This is a genomic window from Rhizobacter sp. P2_G4 (assembly GCF_056403575.1).
This window is the reverse complement of sequence record NZ_JBFUFG010000002.1, coordinates 154,431-169,520: the sequence shown is the minus strand read 5'-3', so window position 1 is coordinate 169,520 and position 15,090 is coordinate 154,431. Positions and strand designations below refer to the sequence as shown.

Annotated in this window: 13 protein-coding genes; 4 read left to right on the top strand and 9 right to left on the bottom strand. The window is 65.2% G+C overall.

Features of this window, described 5'->3' with window-relative positions; all coding sequences use genetic code 11:
• Window positions 1-2 precede the first annotated feature (2 nt).
• The 4 genes from aceE to AC1DYS_RS07350 form a co-directional block, all read right to left on the bottom strand.
• Complete coding sequence (gene aceE, locus AC1DYS_RS07365) at window positions 3-2,675, bottom strand: pyruvate dehydrogenase (acetyl-transferring), homodimeric type (RefSeq protein WP_477897589.1); 2,673 nt, start codon at window positions 2,673-2,675, stop codon at window positions 3-5.
• A 322-nt stretch (window positions 2,676-2,997) separates the two neighbouring features.
• Complete coding sequence (locus AC1DYS_RS07360) at window positions 2,998-3,867, bottom strand: ADP-ribosylglycohydrolase family protein (RefSeq protein WP_477897587.1); 870 nt, start codon at window positions 3,865-3,867, stop codon at window positions 2,998-3,000.
• The gene (locus AC1DYS_RS07355; RefSeq protein ID WP_477897585.1) at window positions 3,857-4,117 is read right to left on the bottom strand and encodes a TfoX/Sxy family protein; all 261 of its coding nucleotides are present in this window, start codon (window positions 4,115-4,117) and stop codon (window positions 3,857-3,859) included. Before AC1DYS_RS07355 ends, AC1DYS_RS07360 begins: the two co-directional genes overlap by 11 nt.
• A gap of 173 nt (window positions 4,118-4,290) precedes the next feature.
• Entirely contained in the window at window positions 4,291-4,578 is a 288-nt protein-coding gene (locus AC1DYS_RS07350; RefSeq protein WP_477897583.1) for a hypothetical protein, read from the bottom strand.
• 353 nt (window positions 4,579-4,931) lie between these two features.
• Between AC1DYS_RS07350 and AC1DYS_RS07345 the strand changes: the two genes are divergently transcribed.
• From AC1DYS_RS07345 to AC1DYS_RS07330, 4 genes are all read left to right on the top strand, one after another.
• Window positions 4,932-6,167, top strand: a complete 1,236-nt coding sequence (locus tag AC1DYS_RS07345; protein WP_477897581.1) for a YbfB/YjiJ family MFS transporter — start codon at window positions 4,932-4,934, stop codon at window positions 6,165-6,167.
• Window positions 6,168-6,345: 178 nt separating this feature from the next.
• Window positions 6,346-6,966 (top strand): guanylate kinase, encoded by a 621-nt coding sequence (gene gmk / locus AC1DYS_RS07340; RefSeq protein WP_047499196.1) that lies wholly within the window; start codon window positions 6,346-6,348, stop codon window positions 6,964-6,966.
• Between the two features lie 32 nt (window positions 6,967-6,998).
• Window positions 6,999-7,202: a DNA-directed RNA polymerase subunit omega gene (gene rpoZ, locus AC1DYS_RS07335; RefSeq protein ID WP_047499045.1), complete on the top strand. Its 204-nt coding sequence runs from the start codon at window positions 6,999-7,001 to the stop codon at window positions 7,200-7,202.
• A gap of 99 nt (window positions 7,203-7,301) precedes the next feature.
• A complete protein-coding gene (locus tag AC1DYS_RS07330; protein WP_477897578.1) occupies window positions 7,302-9,587 on the top strand; it encodes a RelA/SpoT family protein in 2,286 nt (761 codons plus the stop codon).
• A 124-nt stretch (window positions 9,588-9,711) separates the two neighbouring features.
• Here AC1DYS_RS07330 and greB read toward each other — a convergent pair whose 3' ends face one another.
• From greB to AC1DYS_RS07305, 5 genes are all read right to left on the bottom strand, one after another.
• Complete coding sequence (greB, locus tag AC1DYS_RS07325) at window positions 9,712-10,281, bottom strand: transcription elongation factor GreB (RefSeq protein ID WP_477897576.1); 570 nt, start codon at window positions 10,279-10,281, stop codon at window positions 9,712-9,714.
• Window positions 10,282-10,327: 46 nt separating this feature from the next.
• Window positions 10,328-12,118 (bottom strand): thiamine pyrophosphate-requiring protein, encoded by a 1,791-nt coding sequence (locus tag AC1DYS_RS07320; RefSeq protein ID WP_477897574.1) that lies wholly within the window; start codon window positions 12,116-12,118, stop codon window positions 10,328-10,330.
• 85 nt (window positions 12,119-12,203) lie between these two features.
• The gene (locus AC1DYS_RS07315) at window positions 12,204-13,211 is read right to left on the bottom strand and encodes a dipeptide ABC transporter ATP-binding protein (protein WP_477897572.1); all 1,008 of its coding nucleotides are present in this window, start codon (window positions 13,209-13,211) and stop codon (window positions 12,204-12,206) included.
• The gene (locus tag AC1DYS_RS07310) at window positions 13,208-14,182 is read right to left on the bottom strand and encodes an ABC transporter ATP-binding protein (RefSeq protein WP_477897570.1); all 975 of its coding nucleotides are present in this window, start codon (window positions 14,180-14,182) and stop codon (window positions 13,208-13,210) included. The genes AC1DYS_RS07315 and AC1DYS_RS07310 overlap by 4 nt, the downstream gene beginning before the upstream one ends.
• Window positions 14,179-15,090 (bottom strand): ABC transporter permease subunit, encoded by a 912-nt coding sequence (locus AC1DYS_RS07305; protein ID WP_477897568.1) that lies wholly within the window; start codon window positions 15,088-15,090, stop codon window positions 14,179-14,181. The genes AC1DYS_RS07310 and AC1DYS_RS07305 overlap by 4 nt, the downstream gene beginning before the upstream one ends.

Here is a 15,090-nt window from a genome sequence, read left to right as displayed (position 1 = left end):
CCTCACACCGTCCAAGGGGCTGCGCGCTCGGCATCGAGCCCATATTTCGTGATCGCATCCGCAACCACCGAGGGCTTGATCACGCCGTCGTCGGCCAGCGCCTTGAGCGCAGCCACCACCACGTGCCAGCGGTCAACCTCGAAGAAGCGGCGCAGCTTGCGCCGGTAGTCGCTGCGGCCGAAGCCATCGGTGCCGAGCACGGTGTAGCGCCGGCCGGCAGCCTGCACCTGCTCGCGCACCTGGTCGGCGTAGTTGCGCATGTAGTCGGTCGCGGCGATCACCGGGCCGTCGTGGCCTTCGAGGCATAACTCAACGTGGCTCTTGTGCGCCGGTGCGGTCGGGTGCAAGCGGTTCCAGCGCTCGACGGCCATGCCGTCGCGGCGCAGCTCGTTGAAGCTGGTCGCGCTCCACACGTCCGCCGCGATGCCGAAGTCGTTCTTCAGCAGTTCGGCCGCAAACATCACCTCGCGCAGGATGGTGCCGCTGCCCATCAGCTGCACACGTTGACCCTTCTTGGCCGTCTTGCCGCCGTCGCTCAGCTGGTACAGGCCCTTGAGGATGCCCGCCTCGCTGCCCTCGGGCATGCCGAGGTGCGGGTAGTTCTCGTTCATCAAGGTGACGTAGTAGTAAACGTCCTCCTGCTCGGCGTACATGCGGCGCATGCCGTCGCGGATGATGGTGACGACCTCGAACGCGAAGGTCGGGTCGTAGGAGATGCAGTTGGGAATGGTGCCGGCCAGGATGTGGCTGTGGCCGTCCTCGTGCTGCAGGCCTTCGCCGTTCAGCGTGGTGCGCCCGGCGGTGCCACCGAGCAGGAAGCCGCGCGCGCGGATGTCGCCGGCCAGCCAGGCCAGGTCGCCGACGCGCTGCAGCCCGAACATCGAGTAGTAGATGTAGAACGGGATCATCGGCACGTTGTTCGTGCTGTACGAAGTGGCCGCGACGATCCAGCTCGACATCGCGCCGCCTTCGTTGATGCCCTCTTGCAGCACCTGGCCGTCCTTGGACTCGCGGTAGTACATCAGCTGGTCGGCGTCCTGCGGCTTGTAGAGCTGGCCGAGCGAGGAATAGATGCCGAGCTGGCGGAACATGCCTTCCATGCCGAAGGTGCGCGACTCGTCGGGCACGATGGGCACGATGTGGCGGCCGATGGTCTTGTCGCGCACCAGCGTGCCGAGCATCTGCACGAAAGCCATCGTGGTCGAGATCTCGCGTTCGCCGGTGTCCTTCAGCAGCCGCTCGAAGGTGGCCAACGGCGGAATCTCGAGCGCGGTGGATTTGCGCCGCCGCTGCGGCAGGTAGCCGCCGAGCGCCGCACGCCGCGCGTGCAGGTACTGCATCTCGGGGCTGTCTTCGGCGAGCTTGACGAAGGGCACGTTGGGCAGCTCTTCGTCGGAGACCGGGATCTGGAAGCGGTCGCGGAAGCCGCGCAGCGCGTCCTGCGTCATCTTCTTCGCCTGATGCGCAATCATCTGGCCTTCGCCCGACTCGCCCATGCCGTAGCCCTTGACGGTCTTCGGCAGGATCAGCGTCGGCTGGCCGGTGTGCTTGACCGCGGCGGAGTACGCGGCGAAGACCTTGACCGGGTCGTGCCCGCCCCGCGTGAGGCTCCAGATTTCGTCGTCGCTCATGTGGGCCACGAGCGCCCGGGTCTCGTCGTACTTGCCAAAGAAGTGCTCGCGCACGTAGGCGCCGCTCTTGCTCTTGAAGTCCTGGTACTCGCCGTCGACGCACTCTTCCATGCGTTGCAGCAGCCTGCCGCTCTTGTCCTTGGCGAGCAGTGCGTCCCAGCCGCTGCCCCACAGCACCTTGATGACGTTCCAGCCGGCACCGCGGAACACGCTCTCGAGTTCCTGGACGATCTTGCCGTTGCCGCGCACCGGGCCGTCCAGGCGCTGCAGGTTGCAGTTGATGACGAAGACGAGGTTGTCGAGGTTCTCGCGGCCGGCCAGCGAGATCGCGCCGAGCGACTCGGGCTCGTCCATCTCGCCGTCGCCCATGAAGGCCCAGACCTTGCGCTTGGCGGTGTCAGCCAGGCCGCGGCCGTGCAGGTACTTGAGGAAGCGCGCCTGGTAGATCGCCATCAGTGGCCCGAGCCCCATCGAGACGGTCGGGAACTGCCAGAAGTCGGGCATCAGCCAGGGGTGCGGGTACGACGGGATGCCCTGGCCGTCGGTCTCCTGGCGGTAGTTCAGCAGCTGCGCTTCCGTGAGCCGCCCTTCGAGGAAGGCGCGTGCATAGATGCCGGGCGAGCTGTGGCCCTGGATGAACAGCAGGTCGCCGCCGTGGGTGTCCGTCGGCGCATGCCAGAAGTGGCCGAAGCCGATGTCGTAGAGCGTTGCCGCGGACTGAAAGCTCGCGATGTGGCCACCGAGCTCGGATGAGTCCTTGTTCGCCCGCAGGATGATCGCCATCGCGTTCCAGCGGATGATCGAGCGCAGCTTGTGCTCAATCTCGCGGTCGCCGGCGCTCTTGTCCTCGCGCTCGGGCGGGATGGTGTTGCAGTAGGCGGTGGTCAGCGAACGCGGCACATAAACACCATCGCGCCTGCCTTGGTCCACCAGCCGGTTGATGAGGTAGTTGGTGCGGTCGCTGCCGCGGTGCTGCTGGACCGCGCTCAATGCGTCGACCCATTCGCCGGTTTCGGTGGGGTCGAGGTCGCCCATCGTGCTCATTGCTGTCTCCTGTGTTTGTCGTCTTTCCGCGTCTGTCGACGCGGCCAGCGCACAGTTATCGCAACACGTGTGCCATATGTCACGGTTTCCAAGAGCCGCGGTAAGTCGTTGATTTGCTTGGAGATGAGCGGTGCGCGAGATCTCGGAATGGCCGGGCATCCAGCTTTCGGAAACCTCGTTCGTCCGGCCTCCCGGCTCGACGTCTCCGCGCAAACCCTAGGCTTCACAGCCGCTTGCGCACCCAACTTCAACGGCCGTGAGCGATGGTCTGACCGTCCTTTTCGACTTTCTTGTTGCTCAGCCCGGCGATGCCGATCGAAGCCTAGACGACAGCTCCCTGCAGCCGGTTGGCGAGAACGGTGAATTTCCCTGCCAGTGCAGCGTCGAGTCTCTGGAGGAAAGAAGTTCCATAGGACCCAGCCTCCAGCCCCTCCCGAAGAACCTTCGGCACATCCGAGGCGTACTCGGGCGATAGCGATGCGAGTCCCATCGCGATTGCCGCAACGCTGTCCACATCACCCCCGAAGTTCACGCAGTCGATCAGGAGATCTGACATGCGCCGATTCCGCTGCAATGCTGTGTTGACGGCGTGCAGGGTTTGTATGGCATCGCATTCGACTTCTTGCTGCCAATTGCTGAGCAACTCAAAACCAAGCTCTTCCTGAACCAGCTTCGGCAGGTTCGACAGCTTCGCTTGCTCGTACAACAGCAGGTGTGAGCTGAGCGCAACCACGCGGGACGAGAGGATGCCCTCGGCTGTGTTGTGCGTGATGGCGGCCTGCTCTTCGGCGACGCTGAGGAGCAGGCTCTTGTCTGGAATCAGCCCGAGTGGAGCCGACCTCATGGCCGCTCCGTTGCGCCGGCTTTCCGGCTTGATGCGAGAACGCAGGGATGACCCATCYGGACACTCGTCCAGAAGGGCTTGCATCCCTTTCGCGTAGCCTTTTCGCCGGTCGCGCTTGTAGCAGCGGACGAATGCATCGGCGAACGTGGCGCTGGTAGCGCTCGCCTCGGAAAGTAGCACCTCCGAGATCGCAATGCTCATCTGCGTGTCGTCGGTGTAGCAGCCAGCCGCTATGCCGAGTTCATGGTCGACATACGACGCAAGCGTGTTGCTGCGCTCGATCTTCTCGCGGCTGCAGAATTCGAATCCGGCTCCGTATGCGTCGCCAATTGCAATCTCAACCAGCACGGGCTCCCCTTCCGTTGTTCTGTCGATTTTGCAGTGTGTCGAGTGCAAGCAGCAGGCTGGTGCGGTGCTCCCTGGCCACGACTTGCCAGGAAAGACCCGACAAGGCGCCTTCCAGCGCCCAGAGCAGATTCAGCGTGACGCGCGGATCACTTTGCTTGATGCGTGCGTAGGTGGCTACCGAGCCGAGGCGCTGGACCTCACTGAATGACGAGATGCCAGATGCAACGAGCGCCTGCGCCGACTTTGGCAAGCGACGCCAGTGCCTCTACTTCACTTTGCGTTGACTGCCTTGCCTCGGGCTTTGACGCTTTTGATGAGGAACGAGGCGAACCACAACCTTTGGGCTGGCTCGTCGCAGAGGGTACGTTGCGCTTGGCTGGCATCGAGGTCAATTGGGTCTGACGTCTGCAACGGGCATCGCGTTCACGACCACAGCGTCGCCAGCACGGCAGCACCAAAGGCCACGACGTTGAGCACCGCGGATGTGGCGTGCGAATACTCCCACCGCCGACGCAGCTTCTCCCAGTGTGGGGGAGCCTGGGTCCAGTTCTGCGTTGCTCGATTGACCGGAAATGTGAACACCCAGAACACGAGTTGCGTGGCTGCGATGCAGACAAAGGCAACGACGGACGCCACCTCGGGCCGAGGATCCGCAGCTCCCGCCTGCTCGAAGAAGAAGATGGCGCCGAATGCAACCAGATCGTGTGGCATGTGAAGCGAATCCCCGATGGCTTACGTCAGAAGCAAGTCAGACCTCTGAACAGGATGGCTTTGTGAATCCGGCGGCCCGTCCCTCGCTTTGCCGTAGGTTGCAGACCGGAGGTCAGCAGAGCTACACCAAGACACCCGGCAGATGGGCTACCGCGTTGCGAGGTGCGAGGAGACGGGCCATGGATGAATCTAGCACTTTGTTCGTCTGGGGTTGACATACCCACGGCCAGCGTGGCGGCACTGGACAAGGCGCTGCACCGCTCGTGAAAGAAAGTTCGTGGCCGCCACCGTTCTCGCGAGCCGTGGCGCCGTGATGAAAGCCGGTCGGGACGCGTGAGAAACTCATCGACCGCATGTCGACCCCACGTCCCCTCTCGCCCCTCTCCATCGCCGTAGGGGGCCTCGTTGCACTCGCTGTGGCAATGGGCATCGGCCGCTTCGCGTTCACACCGCTCTTGCCCCTGATGCTGGCGGAACATTCTGTGGATCTCACCGGGGCAAGCCTGCTGGCGAGCGCCAATTACCTGGGATACCTCATCGGCGCCGTGGCATGCACGTTCCAACCCTGGATCTGGCGGCGCTTGGGGTGGTCTGGCACGGTCAACGGCCCCCTACTCGTGCGTGGCGGGCTGGTCGTCACGGCGCTTCTGACGCTGGGCATGGCAGCGCACCAGCCAGCGGCTTGGGCGCTCCTGCGGTTCGCCGCCGGCGTGGCGAGCGCCGTGGTCTTCCTGTACACCTCGGGCTTTTGCTTGGAGCAGTTGGCACGGCGTGGGGTACCCGCAATGGGAGCGCTGATCTACGTCGGGCCAGGCCTGGGCATCATTGCAAGCGGCCTGGCAGCCACCGTGCTGGTGCAGCTGCAAGGGCCTGCAGCCGCAGGCTGGCTGACCTTTGGCGTGCTGGCTGCGCTGCTGACAGCCGCCGTGTGGCACGCCTTCGACGCCAGACGCGGTCTCGCTCCGTCGACACCGACTGCCGGACCAACCGGCCAGGTCGCGTTGCGCGCGCCCGCTGCCGCCGGCGAGATGAGCCTTCTCACGTTGGCTTACGGGCTGGCCGGCATCGGCTACATCATCACCGCAACATTCCTGCCCGTGATCGCTCGCCAGGCTTTGCCTGGCTCGCATTTGCTCGACCTCTTCTGGCCACTGTTTGGTGTCGGCGTGATGCTCGGGGCGGTGGGCGCCTCGCGCCTGAGCCCGCAGGGCGACCTCCGGCTGCGGTTGGCGGCCTGCTACCTGTTGCAGGCCGCCGGTGTGGCCGCGAGCCTCGTGAGCCCCAGCCTTGTCGGCTTCGCGGCCGGCAGTCTGTTGCTCGGGCTGCCCTTTACCGCCATCACCTTCTTCGCGATGCAGGAGGTGCGCCGCGTGAGGCCGTTGGATGCCACCAGCTTCATGGGCCTGCTCACCGCCTCATACGGATTGGGGCAGATCATGGGGCCACCGCTTGCCGCTTGGCTGGTCGCGCGAAGTGCGAATGCCGCTGCAGGATTCAACGCTTCGCTGTGGATCGCCACGGGGCTGCTGGTGCTGGGGGCAGCGCTCTATATCTTGATCGCGCGCCAGCATCCAGGACGATCGAACTGACCCCGTGATCCCGGCGGAGCCGGCACGGGTCTGTGCACCTTTCGACGCAAACCAGCAGCCTGCATGCAGGCAACGACCGATGGTGGCCGCACCGCAGCAGCACAAGCTACAGTTCGGGGCTGCAGTTGCCACGGAAATTCCAGCGCGGCTTCGTACTCGAAATTCAGAATCTCGAATGATGGACTACCCCGGTAATCTTTTCGTGGTGGCGGCCCCCAGCGGCGCAGGCAAGTCGAGCCTCGTGAACGCTTTGCTGCAGATGGATTCGCACCTGGTGGTGTCCATTTCGCACACCACCCGCAAGCCGCGCGGCCAGGAACAGGATGGGCGCGAGTACTTCTTCATCGAAGAACCCGAATTCCGCCAGAAGATCGCCGATGGCGCCTTCTTCGAATGGGCTGAAGTACACGGCAACCTGTACGGCACCTCACGCGCTGCGGTCGAAACCCTCATCACCGGCGGCCAGGACGTGGTGCTCGAGATCGACTGGCAGGGCGCGCTGCAGATCAAGGAACTGTTTCCCAACGCCATCCTGATCTTCATCCTGCCCCCCAGCTGGGACGAACTGGCCCAGCGCCTGACCCGCCGCGGCGAAGACCACCCCGAGGTGATCGCCCAGCGCTTGACCAATGCACGCATCGAGGTGGCCCAAGCCCGGCATTTCGACTTCGTTATAATCAACGCTCTGTTTGAAACGGCGCTGTTCGACCTGAAAGCGATCGTTCATTCGCAGCGACTCAAGTACGCTGCCCTGCGAAGAAGCAAACCTGCTGTCTTTGCGGCCCTCAATCTCAGCTAGATCCTTCAGTTGGATCCTCACCGGAGCATTCCATGGCCCGCATCACCGTCGAAGACTGTCTCGTCAAGATCCCGAACCGCTTTCAACTGGTGCTCGCAGCCACCTACCGTGCCCGCATGCTGAGCCAGGGCCACGCCCCCAAGATCGAAACCAAGAACAAGCCCGGTGTGACCGCGCTGCGCGAAATCGCCGCTGGCGAAGTCGGCATCGAAATGTTGCGCAAGGTGCCGATCTGATCGGCTCTTCTGTCAACTAATTGCAAACGGCCCCACGCGGGCCGTTTGCTTTTGGGAAGCCCTGATCCGGTATTTCCCGATCCGCGATAAATTCGAGGCATGGCTGGCCCCATTTCGACCTGGATTCGCGACGCTGCAACCGGCGTGGGCCGGCGCGTGCGCGAGCCGGCCGTGCCGGCGGCCACCAGCGACGCCGCGGCCGCCTCGTTTGCCACGCTGACGCGCAAGCTCGACTACCTCGAAGCCTCGGACATCAAGCGCGTGCGCGAGGCCTACCGCTTCGCCGATGAAGCCCACCTGGGCCAGTTCCGCGCCAGCGGTGAGCCTTACATCACCCACCCGATCGCTGTGGCCGGCCTGTGCGCCGACTGGAAGCTCGACGCCCAGGCCATCATGGCCGCGCTGATGCACGACGCGATGGAAGACTGCGGCGTCACCAAGGTCGAGCTGATCGAACGCTTCGGCACCGCCACTGCCGACCTAGTCGACGGCCTCACCAAGCTAGACAAGCTGCAGTTCTCGACCAAGGAAGAATCGCAGGCCGAGTCGTTCCGCAAGATGCTGCTGGCGATGGCGCGCGACGTGCGCGTGATCCTCATCAAGCTGGCCGACCGGCTGCACAACATGCGCACGATGGAAGCCATGGCGGCTCCGAAGCGCATCCGCATCGCCCGCGAAACGCTCGAGATCTACGCCCCCATCGCCCACCGCCTGGGCCTCAACCAGACCTACCGCGAACTGCAGGAGCTGTCGTTCCAGCACCTGCGCCAATGGCGCCATGCAGCGCTGTCCAAGGCCGTGTTGCGAGCCCGCGGCTACCGCCGCGACATCGTCGAACGCATCCAGCGCGAGGTCGAAAAGGCGTTCACCGACGCCCGCCAGAAGGTGCAGGTCTACGGCCGCGAGAAGACGCTTTATTCGATCTACACCAAGATGCGCGAGAAGCACCTGAGCTTTGCGCAGGTGAACGACATCTTCGGCTTCCGCATCGTCGTGAACACCCTGCCCGAGTGCTACCTCGCACTCGGCGTTCTGCACCAGCTCTACAAGCCATTGCCCGGCCGCTTCAAGGACTACATCGCGATCCCCAAGGCCAACGGCTACCAGTCGCTCCACACCACGCTGGTGAGCCCGCTGGGCACGGCGGTGGAGTTTCAGATCCGCACCGAGCCCATGCACGCCGTGGCCGAAAAAGGCATCGCGGCGCATTGGATGTACAAGATCGGCGGCTCGGGCCAGCCGCAGGACGCGCAGCGCCTGGGTGCGCTGTGGCTGCAATCGCTGATCGACATCCAGGATGAGACGCGCGACGCGAGCGAGTTCCTCGAGCACGTGAAGATCGACCTCTTCCCCGACGCGGTCTACGTGTTCACGCCCAAGTCGAAGATCATGGCGCTGCCGCGAGGCGCCACGCCGGTCGACTTCGCCTACGCCATCCACTCCGACGTCGGAGACCACTGCGTCGCCGCCAAGGTCAACGGCGACCCGGTGGCCTTGCGCACCGAGCTGCGCAGCGGCGACGTGGTCGAGGTGGTCACCGCCCCGGGTGCGCGGCCTAACCCAGGCTGGCTCAACTTCGTGCGCACTGGCCGGGCGCGTTCGAAGATCCGCCATTACCTGAAGAACATGGAGCAGGAAGAGTCGCAGCAGCTGGGCGAGAAGCTGTTGGCCCAAGCCCTGCGCGCCGAAGGCCTCGCCCTGCCCTCGAGCGACCCGACCGATGCGTCTGGCGCCGCGTTGTGGCAGTCGCTCACCAAGTGGAGTGGCAACCGCACCCGCGGCGATTTGCTGACCGACATCGGCCTCGGCCGCAAGATCGCCATCATCGTGGCCAAGCGCCTGGCGCAGCTGATGCTCGAGCGCGGCGCCAAGCCCGACGCGCTGACGCTGACCATGGGCCGCTATGCCACCGAGGACGACGCCACGCCGACACAGGGCCTGGTGGTGATCGACGGCACCGAAGGCGCCTCGGTGCAGATGGCCAGCTGCTGCCGCCCCATTCCTGGCGACGACATCGTCGGCTACCTCGGCCGCGGCGAAGGCCTGCTGGTGCACACCGCCGAATGCAGCATCGGCAAACGCCTGTTCGAACGCGACAGCGAGCGCTGGATCACGGTCGACTGGTCCGAAGAACCGTCTCGGCCCTTCGAGACCGGGGTGACGCTGCTGTTGAACAACGGCAAGGGTGTCCTCGCCCAGGTGGCGTCCGCCGTGAGCGCTGCGGAGGCCGACATCACCCACATCGACATGGACGACGAGCCCGCCTCGGAGACCATCGAACTGCGCTTGCTGATTAGCGTTCGCGACCGGCTGCACTTGGCCGATGTGATGCGCACCCTGCGCCGCGCGCCGGCTGTGCTGAAGGTCCTGCGCGTGAAGCCTTAGCCCCCCAGTCGCTTCGCTCCTGCCCCCGAGGGGCTGAGCCCAGGCACATCTTGTCCAATGGACAAGATGTGCCAGCCGAAGGGCCTGGCGGCCCGGCGGAGCCGGTTCCGCGGGCGTTGCTTGATCATTCAGCGGTCGGAGCTTGCGGTGGGTAGCGGACTTCAACCACTTCAATGTGCTCCACGCCGCCTGGCGTCATCAGCGACACCTCGTCGCCGACGCGTGCCTTCAGCAGCGCCCGCGCAATCGGTGACACCCAGCTCACTTCGCCTTTCAGGTTGTCGACCTCGTCGACACCCTTGATCGTGACGGTGCGCTCCTCGCCCTTCGTGTTTTCGTAGGTCACGGTCGCGCCGAAGAAGACCTGGTCGCTTCCGTGGTGCACCGAGGGGTCGGCCACTTCGGCAATGTCGAGGCGCTTGGTCAGAAAGCGGATGCGCCGGTCGATCTCTCGCAGGCGCTTCTTGCCATAGAGGTAGTCGCCGTTCTCGGAGCGGTCGCCGTTCTTGGCGGCCCACGACACCACTTCGACGATCTTTGGGCGCTCGGTGTCGAGCAACTCCATCAGCTCTTCTCGCAGGCGCCGATAGCCTTCGGGCGTGACGTAGTTCTTGCCGCCGAGCGGCAACTCCGGCAGCGCCATGTCGTCGTCATCGTCCTCGCCGCTCGGCTCCTTGGTGAAGGCTTTGTTCATGGCTCGATTGTCGATGAGGGGCGGCCCCACCTGCCGAATGCTGAGGTCAGCGCGATGGTGTACGCACGCCGTCCCACCACTCCCGGGCCGTGGCGATCACGGTGCGCATCGCCTCCGGGTCGCGATGCAGCAATGCCGAGACGTAGGCCTTCGCCTGCTTGCCGGTCGAATGCGGTGGCAAGGGCGGCACAGCCGGGTCGGCAATCACCTCCACCAGCGTCGGCCGGTCGGCAGCGAAGGCCTGCTCCCACGCCGATGCAAGCTGGTTGGGATCGTCGACACGGATGCCACCGAGACCAAGCAGACGCGCGTAGTCGGCATACGGGAAGAAGGGCAGCGTCTGCGACGCCTCGTACTTCGGGTCACCCGCACCGACACGCTGCTCCCAGGTCACCATGTTGAGGTCGGCGTTGTTGAGCACCAGCACAACAAGCCGCGGGTCGGCCCACTGCCGCCAACGGTGCGCCACGGTGATGAGCCCGTTGATGCCGTTCATCTGCATCGCACCGTCGCCAGCGATGGCCAGCACGGGCCGCGTGGGATGCGCCATCTTCGCGGCGAGTGCATACGGCACGGCCGAACCCATCGTGGCCAACCCACCCGACAGCGAGGCCTGCATGCCGCGGCGCAGCTTCAGGTCGCGTGCGTACCAGAACGCGGTCGACCCCGAATCAGCGGCGATGAGGCAATCGTCGGGCAGCCGTGGCGACAGCACCCAGAACGCACGCTGCGGATTGATCGGGTTCGCTTCGTTCATCGCACGCGCCTCGAGCACCCGCCACCACTTCTCCACGCTTGCCTCGACCTTGCCGCGCCAGGCGCGATCCGCCTTGCGTTGGAGGTGCGGGATCAGCGCGCGCAGCGTGAGCCGGCTGTCGCCCACGAGGTTCAATTCCATCGGGTAGCGCAGGCTGAGGCGGCGGCCGTCGATGTCGACTTGCACGCCGCGCGCTTGCCCTTCCTTCGGCAGGTATTCCGAATACGGAAAGCTCGAGCCGACCATCAGCAAGGTGTCGCAGCCGCTCATCAGCTCCCAGCTCGGCTCGGTGCCCAGCAAGCCGATCGAGCCGGTAACAAACGGTAGATCGTCAGGCACTGCCGCCTTGCCGAGCAGCGCCTTGGCAATGCCGGCACCGAGCAGGTCGGCCACTTCGATCAGTTCGTCACACGCGTCCAGCGCGCCGGCACCGGCCAGGATGGCCACCCGCTGGCCGGTGTTGAGAATCTCGGCCGCCTGGCGCAACTCGTCGTCGGCAGGAACGATGCGCTTGCGGGAGATGCCGATGCCCGAATGCACGGTGCCATGCTCTCGCGGCGGACTCTCCACGGCCGGCAGCAACTGCACGTCGTTGGGCACGATCACACAAGTGACGCTACGCTGGTCGATCGCGATGCGCAACGCGCGGTCCACCGCATGGCGCACCTGCTCCGGCACCGTGACGGTGATGACGTACTCCGACGCCACGTCCTTGAACAAGGTCTGCAGGTCGACCTCTTGCTGGTAGTCGCCGCCGATCGATGCACGGGCCTGCTGCCCGACGATCGCCACGACAGGCTGGTGGTCGAGCCGTGCGTCGTACAGGCCGTTCAGCAAGTGGATGGCGCCCGGACCCGAGGTCGCCATGCAGACGCCCGGCTCGCCGGTAAATTTGGCATGCGCGCAGGCCATGAAGGCGGCCAGTTCCTCATGCCGAGCCTGCACGAACTCCATCGAATCGCCGGCCCGGTCGAAGGCACCCATCAGGCCGTTGATGCCGTCGCCCGGGTAGCCAAAGACGCGGCGCACGCCCCATTCGCGCAAGCGCTGCAACAGGTGATCGGCGGCGGTGTGGCTCATGCTGCGTCCTTCCATCGTTGATGGAAAAACGTGGCAAACGGCGTTCCGATTCAGCGGAACACAGCCGCCTTCAACGAGCGGTAATTCAGCTGCGTGAAGGCGCCATGCCGTCGGCGATGGCCTCAGCGTAGTGGCACGCGACCTCGCTGCCGCGAACGCTGCGCAGAGGCGGCACGTCGACGCTGCAGTTGGGCTGCGCGTACGGGCAGCGCTTGTGGAAGCTGCAACCCGATGGCGGATTCAGCGGCGACGGCAGCTCGCCAACGATGCGGATTTTGTTGGCGCGGCGTGCCGCGTCGATGCTCGGCGTGGCCGACAGCAGCGCGCGGGTGTACGGGTGCAGCGGCTGCGAAAACAGCTGGGTCTTGGGTGCGAACTCGACGGCGCGGCCGAGGTACATCACCATCACGCGCTCGGCGATGTGCTCCACCACGCTCAGGTTGTGCGAGATGAACACGTACGCAATCTTCGTGCGCTCCTGGATGTCCATGAACAGATTCAGGATCTGCGCCTGGATGGACACATCGAGCGCCGACGTCGGCTCGTCGGCCACCAGCAGGCCGGGCTGCAGCATCATCGCGCGCGCGATCGCGATGCGCTGGCGCTGGCCGCCCGAGAACATGTGCGGGTAGCGCTGCGCGTGCTCGGGCCGCAAGCCCACCTGCGACAGCATCGCGGCGATGCGTTCGCGCCGCTCGGGTGCCGTGAGTTGGGTGTTGAGCAGCAGCGGCTCGTCGAGCATCTGCGCGATGCGCTTGCGCGGGTTCAGCGAGGCATACGGATTCTGGAACACCATCTGCACCCGCTGGCGCAGCGCACGCACTTGCGATTCGCCGGCGGTGGCGGCATCGGTGCCATCGAGCTCCAGGCTGCCGCCGGTGGGCTTTTCGATCAGCGTCAGCGCGCGCGCGAGCGTCGACTTGCCGCAGCCCGATTCGCCCACCACGGCCAGTGTCTGCCCGGCAGCGAGCGAGAAGCTGACGCCATTGAGTGCCTTCACGGTCGCGGGCGGCTTGAAGACGCCACGCGAGACCTGGTAGTGACGCGACAGATTCTTCGCGTCCAACAAAGGAGCAGGTGCAGTGGCGGTCATGAGCTCAGGTTCAGCGGAAAGAGACAACGCGCCTGGCTGCCATCCGGCATGGGCAGCAGGCCGGGGTGTGTGACACGACAAGTGTCTTGCACGTAGGGGCAGCGTGGCGACAGCAGGCAGGCCTTCGGCCGCTCGTGCATGCCCGGCACCACGCCGGCGAGCGTGGGCAGGCGCCGCGCGCCGCGGCTGTGTTCGGGAATGGAGGCGAGCAATGCCTCGGTGTAGGGGTGGTGCGGCTTCTCGAACAGGGCCGGCACGGTTTGCACTTCCACCACCTCGCTCGCGTACATCACCGCGATGCGCTTGGCATGCTCGGCCAGCAGCGCCAGGTCGTGCGTAATGAGGATCAGCGCCATGTCCTGCTTGCGTTGCAGCGCCACCAGCAGGTCGAGCACCTGCGCCTGGATGGTGACGTCGAGCGCGGTGGTGGGCTCGTCGGCGATCAGCAGCTTGGGCGCACAGGCGAGTGCCATCGCGATCATCACGCGCTGGCTCATGCCACCCGACAGCTGGTGCGGGTAGGCCGAGAGGCGCGATTCGGCATCGGGAATCTCGACCAGCTTCAGCAGTTCGAGCGCGCGGTCCTTCAGCGCATTCTTGTTGCCCTTCTGGTGGACCTTCAGCGTCTCGATGATCTGGAACCCCACGGTGTAGCTGGGATTCAGGCTGCTCATCGGGTCCTGGAAGATCATCGCCATGTCGCGGCCGACGATGTCGCGGCGCTCGCGCGGCGACAGGGCCATCAGGTCGTGGCCATCGAAGCGAAGCACGTCGGCCGTCACGCGGCCCGGTGCTTCGACCAGCCCCATCAGCGCCAGCATGCTGACGCTCTTGCCCGAGCCCGATTCGCCCACCACACCGAGCAGCTCGCCGCGGTCCAGCGTCATGTCGACGCCTTGCACGGCCGCGAACGGGCGCTCCTTCGAACCGAACTCGACCGTCAGGTTGCGTATCTCCAGAAGGTGGCTCATGACAATTTCTTCATCCGCGGATCGAGCGCATCGCGCAGGCCGTCACCCATCAGGTTGATCGACAGCACCGTGATCAGGATCGCGAGGCCCGGCAGGGTGACGACCCAGTTGGCGCGCTCGATGTAGTCGCGTGCCGACGCCAGCATCGTTCCCCACTCCGGCGTGGGCGGCTGCGCGCCAAGGCCCAGGAAGCCGAGCGCCGCCGCGGTCAGGATCGCATCCGAGAAACCTAGCGTGGCCGTCACGATCACCGGCGCCATGCAATTGGGCAGCACGGTGTTGAACATCAGCCGCAGCGTTCCGGCACCGGCCAGGCGCGAGGCGATGACGTAGTCCTTGGTCAGCTCCGACATGGCCGAGGCACGAACCAAGCGCACATAACTCGGCACCGCCACGATGGCGATTGCGAGCATGGTGTTCAGCAGCCCCGGACCAAGCACCGCCACCACCGCGATGGCGAGCAGCAGGCTGGGCAGCGCGAGCATCACGTCCATCAGCCGCAGGATGGCCACGCCGACGCGAGGAAAGAACGCCGCCGTCAAACCCAGTGCCATGCCCGGCAGCATGGACAGCAGCACCGCCACGAAACCGATCAGCAAGGACAGCCGTGCACCGAACAGCAGGCGCGAGAGCACGTCGCGGCCGATGTCGTCGGTGCCCAGGATGAACTTGCTGCTGCCGCCTTCGGCCCACATCGGTGGCGTGAGCAGCGCATCCCGGTACTGCTCGATGGCATCGTGCGGCGCGAGCAGATTGGCAAACAGCGCACACAGGATGACGAAGATGAACACGAACAGGCCCGCGACCGCGCCTTTGTTGGTGGCGAAACTGCGCCAGAAGTCACCCAGCGACGACGCCGGTGGCGCGCCTGCTGTCGCGACTTCTTCAGTAGAGAGAACTGCACTCAT